Origin of the sequence: Reyranella sp. (assembly GCF_965279465.1) — a bacterium.
Taxonomy (GTDB): Bacteria; Pseudomonadota; Alphaproteobacteria; order Reyranellales; family Reyranellaceae; genus Reyranella.
In genome coordinates, this window is record NZ_OZ257242.1 from 5,020,039 (window position 1) to 5,034,008 (window position 13,970).

Below are 13,970 nucleotides of genomic sequence, written 5' to 3' on the forward strand. Positions count from 1 at the left end.
CCCATGATCGGACGCCTGAACCACATCGCCATTGCCGTGCCGGACCTCGACAAGGCCGGCGAGCTCTACCGCACGGTCATGGGCGCCAAGGTGAGCGCTCCCAAGGCACAGCCCGCGCACGGCGTCACGGTCGTGTTCGTCGAGCTGCCCAACACGAAGATCGAGTTGTTGCATCCCCTCGGCGAGAAATCGCCGATCGCCAATTTCCTCGCCCGCAATGCCGACGGCGGCATCCACCACGTCTGCTACGAGGTCGAGGACATCTACGCCGCACGCGATAAGCTGAAGGCCGGCGGGGCGCGGGTGCTCGGCGACGGCGAGCCGAAGATCGGCGCCCACGACAAGCCCGTGCTGTTCCTCCATCCGAAGGATTTCACCGGCACCCTGATCGAGCTCGAGCAGGTTTAGAGTTGATCAGCTCTTTGCTGGGAGCGCGGGTCTCCAGACCCGCTCAGGATCATGAGCGGGTCTGGAGACCCGCGCTCCCAGCGATGAGATGCTTAAAGGTCCCTCGCTACGCTCGGGATGACACCGCTCGACGGTCACGATGAGCTGGGCGACTGGGCTCATGGTCTATGTGGTGATCTGGTGGACGGTGCTGTTCGCCGTCCTACCGCTCGGGGTCAAAAGGGTCGAAAATCCGGGGCGGGGGCAGGAGCGCGGATCGCCCGAGCGGCCGCAGCTGCTCCGCAAGGCCGTCATTACCACGATCGTGGCAGCCGTGCTGTGGATCGGCTTCTTCGTCCTGCACCAGTCGGATTTCTTCAGCTTCCGCGAGTAGACCGCTGAAACGAAAAGCGGCGGCCCCGTGTGGCCGCCGCTTCTCTCTTACCCCGAAACTTGTGGTCCTCGGCGGCTTTTGAAGCCGCTCTCCTCCCTAAAACTCAGGCCATCGCCTAAGGCTTAGGCTGTGTACATGGCGTTTGTGGAATTGCCAAGACCAATTCTTTCGAGAGAGGGGGCTTGACGGAACGAATGTTAGGATCGGTGGGTGCACCGGGAGCAACAAATGTCCGTACGCTTTGTCGGAATGCTCTGTGACTAGGGCATGACCACATACTTGATCACGAACAGCACAGCGAGAATTGCGACCGCCGGATGGATGTCCGCGAACTTTCCGGCGACGAATTTGATTCCGGCATAGGAAATGAACCCGAAGGCGATTCCTTCCGCGATCGAGAAGGTGAAGGGCATCGCGATCGCGGTGATCACGGCCGGCGCCGACTCGGTGATGTCGTTCCATTCGATCTCCACGAGGCCACGCGTCATCAGGCAGGCGACGTACAGAAGCGCTGGCGCCGTGGCGTAGGGTGGAATGGAACCGGCGAGCGGTGCGATGAACAGCGCGAGCAGAAAGAGCACCGCGACGGTGAGCGCCGTCAGTCCGGTGCGGCCGCCGGCGTTGATGCCCGACGCGCTCTCGATGTAGCTCGTCGTCGTCGAGGTGCCGACCGCGGCACCGATCATCGCTGCGGCACTGTCGGATATCAGCGCACGATTGAGGCGCGGAACGGTGCCGTCGGGCCGCATGAAGCCGCCACGATGAGCGAGGGCGATCAGCGTGCCGGTGTTGTCGAACAAATCGACGAACAGGAAGGCGAAGACGACCGTCACCAGCCCGACCTGCAGAGCGCCGCCGAGATCCATCTGAAGGAATACCGGCGCGATCGACGGTGGCATGTCGACGATGCCGCCGAACTTCTGCTGGCCGGCGATAATCGAGACGATGGTCACTGCAAGGATGCCGATGATCACGCCGCCGAGCACCTTGCGATATTCGAGGGCGACGATCAGTGCGAAGCCGAGCGTCGCCATCAGCACTGGCCAGCTCGCGAGGTCGCCGTGCGCCACCATCGTCGCGGGATTGGCGACGACGATCCCGGCGTTCTTGAGCGCGATCAGCGCGAGGAACAGGCCGATGCCGGCGGCGATCGCCATCTTGAGGGACCGCGGAATCGCGTTGACGATCCATTCGCGGATCGGCAGCACACTGATGATGAAGAAGAGGATACCCGACAGGAACACGCAGCCGAGCGCAACCTGCCAGCTGAATTTCATCTGGCCGACCACCACGAAGGCGAAGTAGGCGTTGAGCCCCATGCCCGGTGCCAGCGCGATCGGGTAGTTGGCGAGAAAGGCCATGAGCAGGCAGCCGATGGCGGCGGCCACGCAGGTCGACGCGAACACCGCGCCGAACGGCATGCCGGCCTTGCTGAGGATGTCCGGATTGACGAAGATGATGTAGGCCATGGTGAGGAAGGTCGTGATCCCGGCCACGATCTCCGTCCGCACCGTCGTCTTGTTCTCGCTCAGTTTGAACAGTTGTTCGAGCATTGGCGGTCTCCCCCATCGATTGCCGCAGTGTGCGGGCACCGACCTGTGCAAAGCCAGCCGGGAAAGCCGGCTTTGTTTGCCTTTGCACAGCCCGTTCCCTACAGTCCGCCGCCATGCGAATGAGCCAATATTTCCTGCCGACTCTGAAAGAAACGCCTTCCGAGGCGCAGATCGTCTCGCACCGGCTGATGTTGCGGGCCGGCCTGATCCGCCAGACCAGCGCCGGCATCTATGCGTGGCTGCCGCTCGGCCTTCGGGTGCTTCGCAACATCGAGCGCATCGTGCGCGAGGAACAGGACGGGGCGGGTGCTCAGGAAGTGCTGATGCCGACCATCCAGTCGGCCGATCTGTGGCGCGAGAGCGGTCGCTACGACGCCTACGGGCCGGAGATGCTGCGCATCAAGGACCGGCACGACCGCGACATGCTGTTCGGCCCGACCAACGAGGAGATGATCACCGTCCTCTTCCGCGACGGCGTGAAGAGCTACCGCGACCTGCCCAAGAACCTCTATCACATCCAGTGGAAGTTCCGGGACGAGGTCCGGCCCCGATTCGGTGTGATGCGCGGCCGCGAGTTCCTGATGAAGGACAATTACTCCTTCGACGTCGACAAGGCGGGCGCGATCCATTCCTACAACAAGATGTTCGTGGCCTATCTGCGCACCTTCGCGCGCATGGGGCTGAAGGCGATCCCGATGCGTGCGGATACCGGCCCGATCGGCGGCGACCTGAGTCACGAGTTCATCGTCCTGGCCGAGACCGGCGAGAGCGAGGTGTTCTGCCACAAGGGGCTGGTCGACAAGGACATCCTGAGCCGAACCATCGACTACGGCGCCGACCTCCAGCCGATCGTCCAGGAATGGACATCGCTCTATGCCGCGACCGACGAGATGCACGACAAGGCCGCGTTCGAGGCGATCCCGGAAGCCGAGCGCCTGTCCGCGCGCGGTATCGAGGTCGGCCACATCTTCTATTTCGGCACCAGGTATTCGAAGCCGATGAAGGCGATCGTCGCCGGTCCGGGCGGCGATGAGATCACGGTCGAGATGGGATCCTACGGCATCGGTGTGTCGCGTCTTGTCGGCGGCATCATCGAGGCGAGCCACGATGCGGCCGGCATCGTCTGGCCGGAGTCGGTTGCGCCGTTCAAGGTTGCCCTTGTCAATTTGAAGCCGGACGACGGCGCCGTTGCCGGCGCCTGCGCCAGGCTCTACAGCGAGCTGACGGCGAAGGGGATCGAGGTGCTCCACGACGACCGCGACATACGGCCAGGCGGCAAGTTCGCCGACATGGACCTGATCGGCATCCCCTGGCAGGTGATCGTCGGTCCCAAGGGTGTCGCCGCCGGGAAGGTCGAGCTCAAGAACCGCAAGACCGGCGCGCGCGAGGAACTTCCGGCCGAGGAAGTCGTTACCCGCTTCTCATGACGCTCCTGCCTGCGGATCATGTTCCTACGCGTGACTGCTGGGAACGAAAGGTAGAGGTAAGTGGCATTCGCTGCCGTTGAGCGCCTGATCGCCTTCCGCTACCTGCGGGCCCGCCGCGAGGAGGGCTTCATCTCGGTGATCGCCGGCTTCTCGCTGGTCGGCATTGCGCTGGGCGTCGGCACGCTCATCGTGGTCATGGCCGTGATGAACGGCTTCCAGATCGAGATGCTGCGCCAGATGGCCGGCATCAGCGGCCAGCTCGGCGTGCAGGGCACGCGCGGCGGGCTCGTGGCGACGCCCGACCTGATTTCGCGACTGCGCGCCGTGCCCGGCGTGGCGACGGCCACCGCCTCGGCCGAAGGCCAGGTGATCGCCGTGGCCGGCGACAAGGTGCGCGGCGTGCTGTTGCGCGGCATGTCCCCGGACGATTTCCGAGCCCGCCGGCCGCTCTCCGCCGCCATCGAAGGCCCGCCCGGCGTCCGCGATCGCTATCGCAACCTGTGCCGCAGCGACGACGGGAAGCCGATCGACTGGGGCACGCTGGACGGCTTCGGCGACGATTTCACCGTCGTGGTCGGCAAGCGCTTCGCCGACCTGATGGGGCTGAAGATCGGCGACCGGCTGCAGCTCGTCTCCCCGGTGTCGGTCGCCACGCCGCTCGGCGTCATGCCGCGTTCGGCCTCGGTCAGGGTCGCGGCAATCTTCTGCGCCGGCATGTACGACTACGACTCGAATTTCGTCTATGCGCCGCTGGTCGATGTGCAGCGCATGCTCAATCTCGGCGACAAGGTCTCGACCATCGAGGTGTTCCTGAACGAGGGCACTTCGCTTGCGGACGAGCGTCGCCTCGTCACGCAGACCGTCGGCCCGGAGGGTTGGGTGTTCGACTGGTCCCAGGCCAATTACGGCTTCTTCGCCGCCATCCAGAGCCAGTCCAACGTCCTGTTCATCGTCCTCACCATGATCGTCCTGGTGGCGGCCTTCAACATCGTGTCCAGCCTGGTGATGCTGGTGCGCACCAAGACCGCGGACATCGCCATCCTGCGCACCATCGGCGCCACGCGCGGCGCCGTCATGCGGCTGTTCCTGATCGATGGGCTGGCGATCGGCAGTATCGGCGCCGCGATCGGCGTCGCGCTCGGGTTGGCATTCGCGCTCAATATCGAGTCGATCCGCCAATGGCTGCAGCATGCCTTCGGCCTCGTGCTGTTCGACGAGACGCTCTATCTGCTGGCCGAGATGCCCGCGCACATCACCTGGCAGGAGGTCGCGGCCATCGCCGGCATGGCGGTGGTGTTCGCGCTGGTGGCTTCGCTCTACCCCGCGGCGCGCGCCGCACGGCTCGACCCGGTGGAAGGGCTGCGCCGTGAGTGACGCCGCTGTCCGCCGCGGCGAACGTACCGTCGAGCGCTGGCTCGCCTGGCGCTATCTCGCGACGCGCCAGCGCGAGGGCTTCGTGTCGTTCATCGCGATCTTCTCCCTGATCGGCGTCGCGCTGGGCGTGGCGACCCTCATCGTGGTGTTGTCCGTGATGAGTGGTTTCCGGACCAACCTGATCAGCCGGCTGATCGGCATGAACGGCCATATCGTGATCACCGCGCGCGACGGCATGCTGCAGACCACGCCCGAGCTGCTCGAGGCGCTGCGCAAGGTGCCGGAGGTCAAGACCGTGCGGCCGACCCTCGAGCGCCAGGCGCTGATCAGCGCGGGCGGCCAGAGCAGGGGCGTGCTGATCCGCGGCGTCCGTGTGGAGGATCTGCTGTCGCGCGACATGGTCACGAAGAACCTCGTCCACGGCGGGCTGGGCGACTTCGGCACCAAGCCGGGCGTGGTGGTGGGCGAACGCCTGCGCCAGGCGCTGGGCATCGCCGCCGGTGACATGGTCACCGTCACCACCCATCGGCTGAACGAGTCGGGCACGATCGCGCCGCGCTATTCGGACTACGAATTGCTCGGCAGCTTCCTCAGCAAGCGCTACGAGTTCGACAACGCTCTGGTCTTCATGCCCTTGCAGATGCTGCAGGAGGACCTCGAATACGATCGCCGGGCGGTAAGCTCGATCGACCTCGACCTCGCCGATCCCAACGCCGCGCCGAAGGTCGCCGCGGAAATCCGCAAGTCGCTCGGCCGCGACGACCTCAAGGTCTCGGACTGGCAGACGCTCAATGCCCGCTTCGTCGGCGCGCTCGAGGTCGAGAGGGTCATGATGTTCATCATCCTCACCCTGATCGTACTGGTGGCGGCCATGAACGTCGTGGCGAGCTTCACCATGCTGGTGAGGGTCAAGCGCGGCAGCATCGCGATCCTGCGCACCATGGGAGCGGGGAAGGGCACGATCGTGCGCGCCTTCTTCCTGTCGGCGGCGGCCGTCGGGATCGTGGGGACGGCCGCCGGCACCGCGCTCGGCTTGCTGGTCAGTACCAACATTGCGTCGATCGTCGAGCTGATCGGCCGGTTGCAAGGCAGCTCGATGGAGCTCGAGTTCATCACCTCGGCGCCGGCGACTATCCGGCTGAGAGATGTTCTGACCGTGATCGCCATCGCCGTCGGCCTGTCGCTCGCGGCGGCGGCTTATCCCGCCTGGCGCAGCACGCGCATCGAACCTGTCGAAGGGCTGCGGCATGAGTGACAACTCCTTTCCGCTCTCGCTGCGCGCCCTCCAGCGCACCTTCGTGCAGGGCGATCGCCGCCTCGAGGTGCTGCGCGCGATCTCGCTCGACCTGCGCGCCGGTGAGATCGTGGCGCTGGTCGGCCAGTCGGGCAGCGGCAAGTCGACCCTTTTGCATATCGCGGGGCTGCTCGAGCGCCCGGACGGTGGCGAGGTCGTGGTTGACGGCAAGCCCACCAAGACGCTCGGCGATGGCCCGCGCACGGCGCTGCGCCGCAAGTTCCTGGGCTTCGTCTATCAGTATCACCACCTGCTGCCGGAATTCTCGGCGCTGGAGAACGTGATGCTGCCGCAGATGCTGAACGGCCTGTCGCGCAGCGAGGCGCGGGTGCGCTCCGCCGACCTGCTGGCCATGGTCGGCCTCAAGGACCGTGCCGAGCACCGGCCCGGCCGCCTGTCGGGCGGCGAGCAGCAGCGGGTGGCCATCGCCCGCGCCGTCGCCAACGCCCCGCGCGTGCTGCTGGCCGACGAGCCGACCGGCAATCTCGACGCCGCAACTGCGGACACAGTCTTCCGCCAGCTCCTCGCTCTCGTCCGCGAGACCGGCATGGCCGCGCTGATCGCCACCCACAATCCCGAGCTTGCCGCGAGGATGGATCGCACGCTGCATCTCAAGGACGGCATTCTGTTTTCGTAAGCGCAGCGGGGGATCTGGCGCCAACAACCGCGCTCCACGCCTGGCCGTCCGCACGGTGCTTCGCGAAGCTCGGTACGATATCATACGTGGCCGCGATGCTATTGCATGCCTACAATATATCCATGGCCGACGACCTCGAAAACCTGACGCTCGTCTTCCTGCGCCGCCTCGATGCCAAGATGGATCGGCTTGGAGAGGACATGCGCGACGTGAAAGAGCGGCTTACTGCTGTCGAGGAGCGACTGGCGAGCGTCGAGAAGTCGGTTGCCATGGTCCACGGCGACTTTGCCGGACAGTCTCGCCGGATCGATCGCCTGGAGATGCGCCTGGAGCGAATTGAACAGAGGCTTGACCTGAGAGACGCCTGACAGGCGTATTCAGGTGCTGGGCACCTTCTTCTGAGTGGCGAGAGGTCCGGCGCTTCGCTCACGACGACAGAATCGGCGTGTAGATCACCAGCTTGAGCCCCGGCTCGTCGTTGCACTGGAACGACGCGTGCTGGAAGCGCAGCACGCCCTTCTTCGGATGCACCATCCGCTTCTCGCCGGCGGCGACGTCGCGGATGTCGTGCGCCTTCCACCAGCCGGGGAATTCCGGACTGTCGCGCCGCAGGCGGGCGAGCAGCTCGACGAAGGCGGGGTCACCCGCCCAGAGGTCATGCGTCGTGCGGAACATCGCCACCATCCGCCGGGCCTCGTCGGCCCAGCCTGCGCCGAACAGGCGGCGGCTCGCCGGCTTGGTGAGCATGAAGATCAGCGTGTTGCGGTCCTCGTCGGCCACGCGGTCGAAGGCGAAAACCTCTTCGGCTGCCGTGTTCCAGGCCAGCACGTCCCAGCGCCGGCCGGTGATGTACGCCGGATTCGGCAGGCTCTCGACCATAAGCCGGATCGCATCGGGTACCGTCTCCCTGGCGAAGGCGCGTTGATCGCCGTGCCGGGCGAGGGCGCGCAGGTGATTGTGCTCGGCCTTGCCCAGCCGCAGCGCACGCGCCAGGGCATCGATGGTTGTGAGCGAGGGATTGACGCTGCGTCCCTGTTCAAGCCGGACATACCAGTCGATGCCGATGCCGGCGAGCTCGGCCACCTCTTCGCGCCGCAGCCCGGGCGTGCGCCGCCGACGGGTCGCGGGCAGGCCGACCGTCTCGGGCCTCAGCCGCTGGCGCCGTGAACGAAGGAAGTCACCGAGCTCGCTGCGCCGTGCGTCCATGGTAGTACCAACTGATCCCAGGATAATACCAGGTCTGAATAGACTACCTCGAACGGCAGACAATGGGCCATCCCAAAACGAGGTGTCCCATGAAAGCTGCCGTCCTGAAGGCGTTCGGCTCGCCGCTCTCCGTCGAATCTGTCCCCGATCCCGTGCTCGGTACCGGCGAGGTGATCGTCGATGTCGTGGCCGCGGGCATGCTCGCCTATGCCCGCGACGTCTTCAGCGGCAAGCGGCAGTACCTGCTGGAGCTGCCCATCGTGCCGGGATCGGGCGGCATCGGCCGGGTACGGGCGATCGGGCCGGACGCGACGCGGCTTTCGATCGGCGACTGGGTCATGATCGATCCGACCATCCGTGGACGTGACGACGCCGTGGCTCCCGACATCATCCTGCAGGGGCTGACGGCGGGCACCCCCGAAGCCCTGCGGCTGCAGCGCTACTACCACGATGGGGCCTTCGCTGAGCGGGTGCGTGTGCCGACCGAAAATGCCGTGCCGATCGGCGCCATCGATCCTGCAGATGCCGGCCGCTGGTTCGCGCTCGGCCGGCTGCTGGTACCCTACGGCGGGCTGCTTGCTGGCCGGCTGCTGGCGGGCGAGACCCTGCTGGTCAACGGCGCGACCGGCGCCTTCGGCAGCGCCGGTGTAATGGCCGGCATCGCCATGGGCGCGGCGCGCATCGTCGCCACCGGTCGCAATGCGGCAGTGCTGGCCGAGCTAGAGCACCGCTTCGGCGATCGCGTCCGAACGGTGACGATGAGCGGCAGCGAGGAGGACGACCGACGCAACATGCAGCGTGCGGCGGGCGGACCGGTCGACATCGTGCTCGACCTTCTGCCGCCGGAAGCGAGCGCAAGCTGGGTGCGCGCGGCCGCCCTCGCGGTACGACCCTACGGGCGCGTCGTCCTGATGGGCGGCATCCGCGAGGACGTAGCGCTGCCCTATGCCTGGATGATGCGTTACGGCATCGAGGTGAGGGGCCAGTGGATGTATCCGCGCGACGCCATCCGGCGCCTGGTCGGGATGGTTCGCTCGGGCCAAATCCGGCTGGACGGGTTCACGGTGACCGAATTTCCGCTGGACCAGGTGAATGAGGCCGTGGCGCATGCCGCGGCGAACGCGGGTCCTTTCAAGATGACGGTGGTCAGACCGTAATCCCGCCTCGCTTTCCACAAGATGTAGGGGCCATAGTGGCCCGTGCCCATCGCTGATTTCATCCATCTGAAGGTCCGCTCCGCCTATTCGCTCACCGAAGGCGCGAACAAGGTCGACAAGATCGTCGGCTTGGCGAAGGAAAACGCCATGCCGGCGGTCGCCGTGACGGACCGCAACAACCTGTTCGGCGCGCTGGAATTCTCCCAGTACGCTGCCAAGGCGGGCATCCAGCCGATCGTTGGCTGCGATCTCGCCATCCGGCGCGAGGAGGAGGGCGGCATCGCCACGGCCGGCAAGCTGCCGACGACCGACTGGCTGACTGTCCTGGTCCAGAGCGAGCAGGGCTATCTCAACCTGATGCGGCTGGTGAGCCGCGCCCATCTCGAATTCAAGACCGGCTCGACCGCGGCCCTGCCGCTCGACGATCTGGTCGGATATACCGACGGCCTGCTGGCCTTCACCGGCTCGGCGAGCAGCATGCTGGGCCGCCTGCTGGGCGGCGGCCAGGGCCCGGCGTCGGAACATCACCTCGAACGGCTGCAGAAGTTGTTCGACGGCCGGCTCTATCTCGAGCTGCAGCGTCACGGCGAGGACAATGAGCGCCGCATCGAAGGTCCGCTGCTCGATCTTGCCTATGCCAAGGGCCTGCCGATCGTCGGTACCAACGACGTGCACTTTCCCAAGGAGTCGATGTACGAGGCGCATGACGTGCTGCTCTGCATCGAGCAGGGCGTGCATATCGAAGATCCCAATCGCCGGCGGCTGACGCCCGAGCATTATTTCAAGTCGGCGGTCCAGATGCGCCAGATCTTCGCCGACCTGCCCGAAGCCTGCGACAACACCTTGGTAATCGCCCAGCGCTGCGCCTACATGCCCGCGCCGCGCAAGCCGATCCTGCCGAGTTACACCAAGCTGCAGGGCCGGTCCGAGGAGGAGGCTTTGCGCGATCTGGCCCGGCGCGGTCTCGACGAGCTCCGGCTGCTGGGGCGGCTGGCCGATGGAATCGAGTTCGGCAAGTACGAGGAGCGGCTCCTCTACGAGCTCAACATGATCGTGAAGATGGGTTTTGCCGGCTACTTCCTGATCGTGGCCGACTTCATCCAGTGGGCGAAGGACAACGGCGTGCCGGTCGGACCGGGGCGCGGTTCGGGTGCAGGTTCGCTCGTCGCCTGGGCGCTCAAGATCACCGACCTGGATCCGCTGCGCTGGGGGCTGCTGTTCGAGCGCTTCCTCAACCCCGAGCGCGTGTCGATGCCGGATTTCGATATCGACTTCTGCCAGGACAAGCGCGACCGCGTGATCCGCTACGTGCGCGACGAGTACGGTGCCGACCGGGTCGCTGCCATCATCACCTTCGGCAAGCTGCAGGCCCGTGCAGTGCTGCGCGACGTCGGGCGCGTGCTCGGCATGCCCTACGGCCAGGTCGACCGCATCTGCAAGCTGGTGCCGAACAATCCTGCCAACCCGGTGACGCTGGCCAAGGCGCTCGAGACCGAGCAGCTCCTGAAGGAGCAATACAACGCGGACGAGGAGATCAAGCGGTTGATCGACCTCGCCCTGCAGCTGGAAGGGCTCTACCGCAACGCCTCGACCCATGCCGCCGGCGTGGTGATCGGCGACCGGCCGCTGCACGAGCTGGTGCCGCTCTACCGCGACACCGACAACAAGGACTCGCTGCCCGCCACCCAGTTCAACATGAAATGGGTCGAGCCGGCGGGGCTGGTGAAGTTCGACTTCCTGGGGCTGAAGACCCTGACCGTGATCGAGAAGGCGTGGGATCTGATCGGCCGCGACCAGATCGACATTCCCAAGCTGCCGCTCGACGACAAGAAGACCTTCGAGCTGCTGGCGCGCGGCGACGGATCGGGGGTGTTCCAGCTGGAAGGCAACGGCATGCGCGACGTGCTGCGCAAGCTGAAGCCCGATCGCTTCGAGGACATCATCGCCGTGGTGGCGCTCTACCGGCCCGGTCCGATGGAAAACATCCCGAGCTACATCAAGCGCAAGCACGGCGAGGAGACGCCCGACTACCTGCATCCGCTGCTCGAAGGAATCCTGAAGGAAACCTACGGCATCATGATCTACCAGGAGCAGGTGATGCAGATCGCCCAGGTGCTGAGCGGCTATTCGCTGGGCGGCGCCGACCTGCTGCGCCGCGCCATGGGCAAGAAGATCCAGGCCGAAATGGACGCGCAGCGCGCCAACTTCGTGCAGGGTGCGGAGAAGAACGGCGTCAAGAAAGACAAGGCCTCCTCGATCTTCGACCAGGTCGACAAGTTTGCCGGGTACGGCTTCAACAAGAGCCACGCGGCCGCCTATGCGCTGGTCTGCTACCAGACGGCCTATCTCAAGGCCAACCATCCGGTCGAGTTCTTCGCCGCGACGATGACCCTCGACATGGGCAACGTCGACAAGCTGAACGGTTACCGCCGCGACCTCGAGAAAATCGGTGTCGAGCTGCTGCCGCCCGACGTCACGCGCTCGACGGCCGAGTTCACCGTCGAGCGGACGGCCGAGGGCAAGAAGGCGATCCGTTACGCACTGGCCGCGATCAAGGGCGTCGGCCGCGAGGCCATGGCGCGCCTGGCTGGCGAGCGGGAGGAGAACGGCCCTTTCAAGGATCTGTTCGACTTCGCGGAGAGACTGGACCAGCGCGTGCTGAACAAGCGGCTGGTCGAAAGCCTGGTGAAGGCGGGCGGCTTCGATACGCTGAACAAGAACCGGGCGCAGACGTTCGGGGCCATCGAGGCGCTGATGCGCCATTCGCAGGCGACGCACGAGTCGCGCGGCAGCAACCAGAACAGCCTGTTCGGCGACGACACCGCGCAGCGCCGACCGCAATTGCCCAAGGTGCCCGACTGGGCGCCGATGGAACGGCTGCAGCAGGAATTCTCGGCCATCGGCTTCTATCTCTCGTCGCATCCGCTGGCGGCGTACGACAAGAGCTTGCAGCGGCTGGGCGTGACGCGCGCGGCCGACCTGCTGGGGCTCCTGCAGCGCGGTACGTCGGGCCGCATCAAGCTGGCCGGCACCGTGATCGACAAGCTCGAGCGCACCTCGGCCAAGGGCAACCGCTTTGCCTTCGTGCAGTGCTCCGATCAGTCGGGCGCTTTCGAGCTCACCGTCTTCAGCGAGGTGCTGAGCGCCAAGCGCAATCTCCTGGAAGCGGGGCAGGCGGTGCTGATCTCCTGCGACGGACGGCTCGACGGCGAGCAGATCAAGCTGATGGCGCAGACCGTGGAGAAGCTGGAGGACGCCGTCGCCAACTCTGCCGCCGGGCTGCGCATCGTGATCTCCGATCCCGGCGCGCTCGAAGCGCTGCGCAAGTCGCTCGAAGGCAAGCGCGGGCGCGGCCGGGTCACGCTGGTCGTGCCGATGGAGCAGGAGGAGAGCGAGGTCGAGGTCACCTTGCCCGGCACCTACTCGATCGCCGGCGGCCTGCGCGACATCATCGGCATGCTGCCGGGCGTCTCCCAGGTGGAGGAAATTTGAGTTCCCAGCCCGGCCTGTTCGAACAGCCGGGCGCGCCCAAGCGCCGGAAGCTCGCGCCCGGCGAGGTGCGGCCCTCGTGGGACTCGCCGCTGCTGCAGGCGCCGGTGCTGCCGACCGATATCCGGCTCGGCACTTCCTCGTGGTTCTTCCCTGGGTGGCGCGGACTCGTCTACGACGGCGTTCATCCGCAGACCGCGCTCAGCAAGAAAGGCCTGGCGGCCTACGCCCAGATTCCGCTTCTGCGCACCGTGAGCCTCGACCGCACCTTCTACGCGCCGATCACCACCGTCGCATATGCGCGCTACGCTATGCAGGTGCCGGATCACTTTTCCTTCGTCGTGAAGGCGCCCGCGCTGGTTTGCGACGCCGTGATGCGCGACGAGCAGGGGCGCGGGAAGGTCCCCAATCCGCATTTCCTCGACCCGGCGATCGCGGCGCGCGAGTTCGTCGTGCCTTGCCTTGAGGGACTCGGCACGAAGGCTGGTCCGCTGGTCTTCCAGGTCTCGCCGCTACCGCGCGGACTGGTGGACGAGGCCACTATAGTGATCGAGCGGCTGGCGGCATTTTTCGCGGCGCTGCCCAAGGAATTGGGCAGGCAGCGGCCGATCTATGCCCTGGAGCTGCGCAATGCCGAGCTGCTGACCCCGCGCCTGATGAGGATGCTGGGCGAGCAGGGCGTGCGCTATTGCGTCGGCCTGCACGACCGCATGCCGGAAGTCGAGCGCCAGGAAAAGGCGCTCGAGGTTCTCGACGGCGGCTTGCCGGGGGACCTTGTGGTGCGCTGGAACCTGCACCGGGGCTTCCTCTATCAGGCGGCGAAGCAGCGCTACGAGCCGTTCGACAAGCTGGTCGACGAGGACCCCAAGAGCCGCCGGATCCTGGCCCGCATGGCCGCCCGCGCCTTCAAGGCAGGGCGCAGGGTGTGGATAACTGCCAACAACAAGGCGGAGGGCAGTGCGCCGCTGTCGCTGCTGAAGCTCGCCGGGGAAATCGCGAGCCAGCTTTAACTCGCCCTCCCTCGTCGATCCCCTCCCCGCGGGGAGGGAGGA

12 protein-coding genes are annotated in these 13,970 nt (G+C 66.0%); 10 read left to right on the forward strand and 2 right to left on the reverse strand.

Translation table 11 applies throughout. The annotated features are described in order from the left end of the window. Nucleotides 1-3 precede the first annotated feature (3 nt). Both mce and ACQY8M_RS24460 read left to right on the forward strand, forming a co-directional pair. Nucleotides 4-408, forward strand: coding sequence for a methylmalonyl-CoA epimerase (gene mce, locus ACQY8M_RS24455; RefSeq protein ID WP_428660918.1), 405 nt, complete (start codon nt 4-6; stop codon nt 406-408). 139 nt (nt 409-547) lie between these two features. Beyond that, on the forward strand, nt 548-781 hold the full coding sequence (locus ACQY8M_RS24460; protein WP_428660921.1) for a DUF1467 family protein: 234 nt from the start codon (nt 548-550) through the stop codon (nt 779-781). A gap of 260 nt (nt 782-1,041) precedes the next feature. Here the strand turns inward: ACQY8M_RS24460 and ACQY8M_RS24465 are convergent, their stop codons facing one another. After that, nucleotides 1,042-2,334 (reverse strand): NCS2 family permease, encoded by a 1,293-nt coding sequence (locus tag ACQY8M_RS24465; protein WP_428660924.1) that lies wholly within the window; start codon nt 2,332-2,334, stop codon nt 1,042-1,044. A 113-nt stretch (nt 2,335-2,447) separates the two neighbouring features. On the opposite strand from ACQY8M_RS24465, the gene proS reads away from it, so the two are divergent. The 5 genes from proS to ACQY8M_RS24490 all read left to right on the forward strand — a co-directional run bounded on the left by proS (nt 2,448) and on the right by ACQY8M_RS24490 (nt 7,434). Beyond that, nucleotides 2,448-3,761, forward strand: coding sequence for a proline--tRNA ligase (gene proS, locus ACQY8M_RS24470; RefSeq protein ID WP_428660927.1), 1,314 nt, complete (start codon nt 2,448-2,450; stop codon nt 3,759-3,761). Nucleotides 3,762-3,821: 60 nt separating this feature from the next. Then, nucleotides 3,822-5,135 carry an FtsX-like permease family protein gene (locus ACQY8M_RS24475; protein ID WP_428660930.1) on the forward strand — a complete coding sequence of 438 codons (1,314 nt, stop codon included), beginning with the start codon at nt 3,822-3,824 and terminating at the stop codon, nt 5,133-5,135. Further along, entirely contained in the window at nt 5,128-6,390 is a 1,263-nt protein-coding gene (locus tag ACQY8M_RS24480; protein WP_428660933.1) for an ABC transporter permease, read from the forward strand. Before ACQY8M_RS24475 ends, ACQY8M_RS24480 begins: the two co-directional genes overlap by 8 nt. Further along, complete coding sequence (locus ACQY8M_RS24485; RefSeq protein WP_428660936.1) at nt 6,383-7,066, forward strand: ABC transporter ATP-binding protein; 684 nt, start codon at nt 6,383-6,385, stop codon at nt 7,064-7,066. The genes ACQY8M_RS24480 and ACQY8M_RS24485 overlap by 8 nt, the downstream gene beginning before the upstream one ends. A 122-nt stretch (nt 7,067-7,188) precedes the next feature. Then, the gene (locus ACQY8M_RS24490; RefSeq protein WP_428660939.1) at nt 7,189-7,434 is read left to right on the forward strand and encodes a hypothetical protein; all 246 of its coding nucleotides are present in this window, start codon (nt 7,189-7,191) and stop codon (nt 7,432-7,434) included. Nucleotides 7,435-7,492: 58 nt separating this feature from the next. On the opposite strand, the gene ACQY8M_RS24495 is transcribed toward ACQY8M_RS24490, so the two are convergent. Next, nucleotides 7,493-8,272, reverse strand: coding sequence for a helix-turn-helix transcriptional regulator (locus ACQY8M_RS24495; RefSeq protein ID WP_428660942.1), 780 nt, complete (start codon nt 8,270-8,272; stop codon nt 7,493-7,495). Nucleotides 8,273-8,361: 89 nt separating this feature from the next. Here ACQY8M_RS24495 and ACQY8M_RS24500 point away from each other — a divergent pair, with 89 nt between their 5' ends. The 3 genes from ACQY8M_RS24500 to ACQY8M_RS24510 are packed head-to-tail and all read left to right on the forward strand — an operon-like array spanning nt 8,362 to nt 13,928. Next, a complete protein-coding gene (locus ACQY8M_RS24500; RefSeq protein WP_428660945.1) occupies nt 8,362-9,429 on the forward strand; it encodes an alcohol dehydrogenase catalytic domain-containing protein in 1,068 nt (355 codons plus the stop codon). Between the two features lie 42 nt (nt 9,430-9,471). Then, on the forward strand, nt 9,472-12,921 hold the full coding sequence (gene dnaE / locus ACQY8M_RS24505) for a DNA polymerase III subunit alpha (protein ID WP_428660948.1): 3,450 nt from the start codon (nt 9,472-9,474) through the stop codon (nt 12,919-12,921). Then, nucleotides 12,918-13,928: a DUF72 domain-containing protein gene (locus ACQY8M_RS24510; protein WP_428660951.1), complete on the forward strand. Its 1,011-nt coding sequence runs from the start codon at nt 12,918-12,920 to the stop codon at nt 13,926-13,928. Before dnaE ends, ACQY8M_RS24510 begins: the two co-directional genes overlap by 4 nt. Nucleotides 13,929-13,970: the final 42 nt, after the last annotated feature.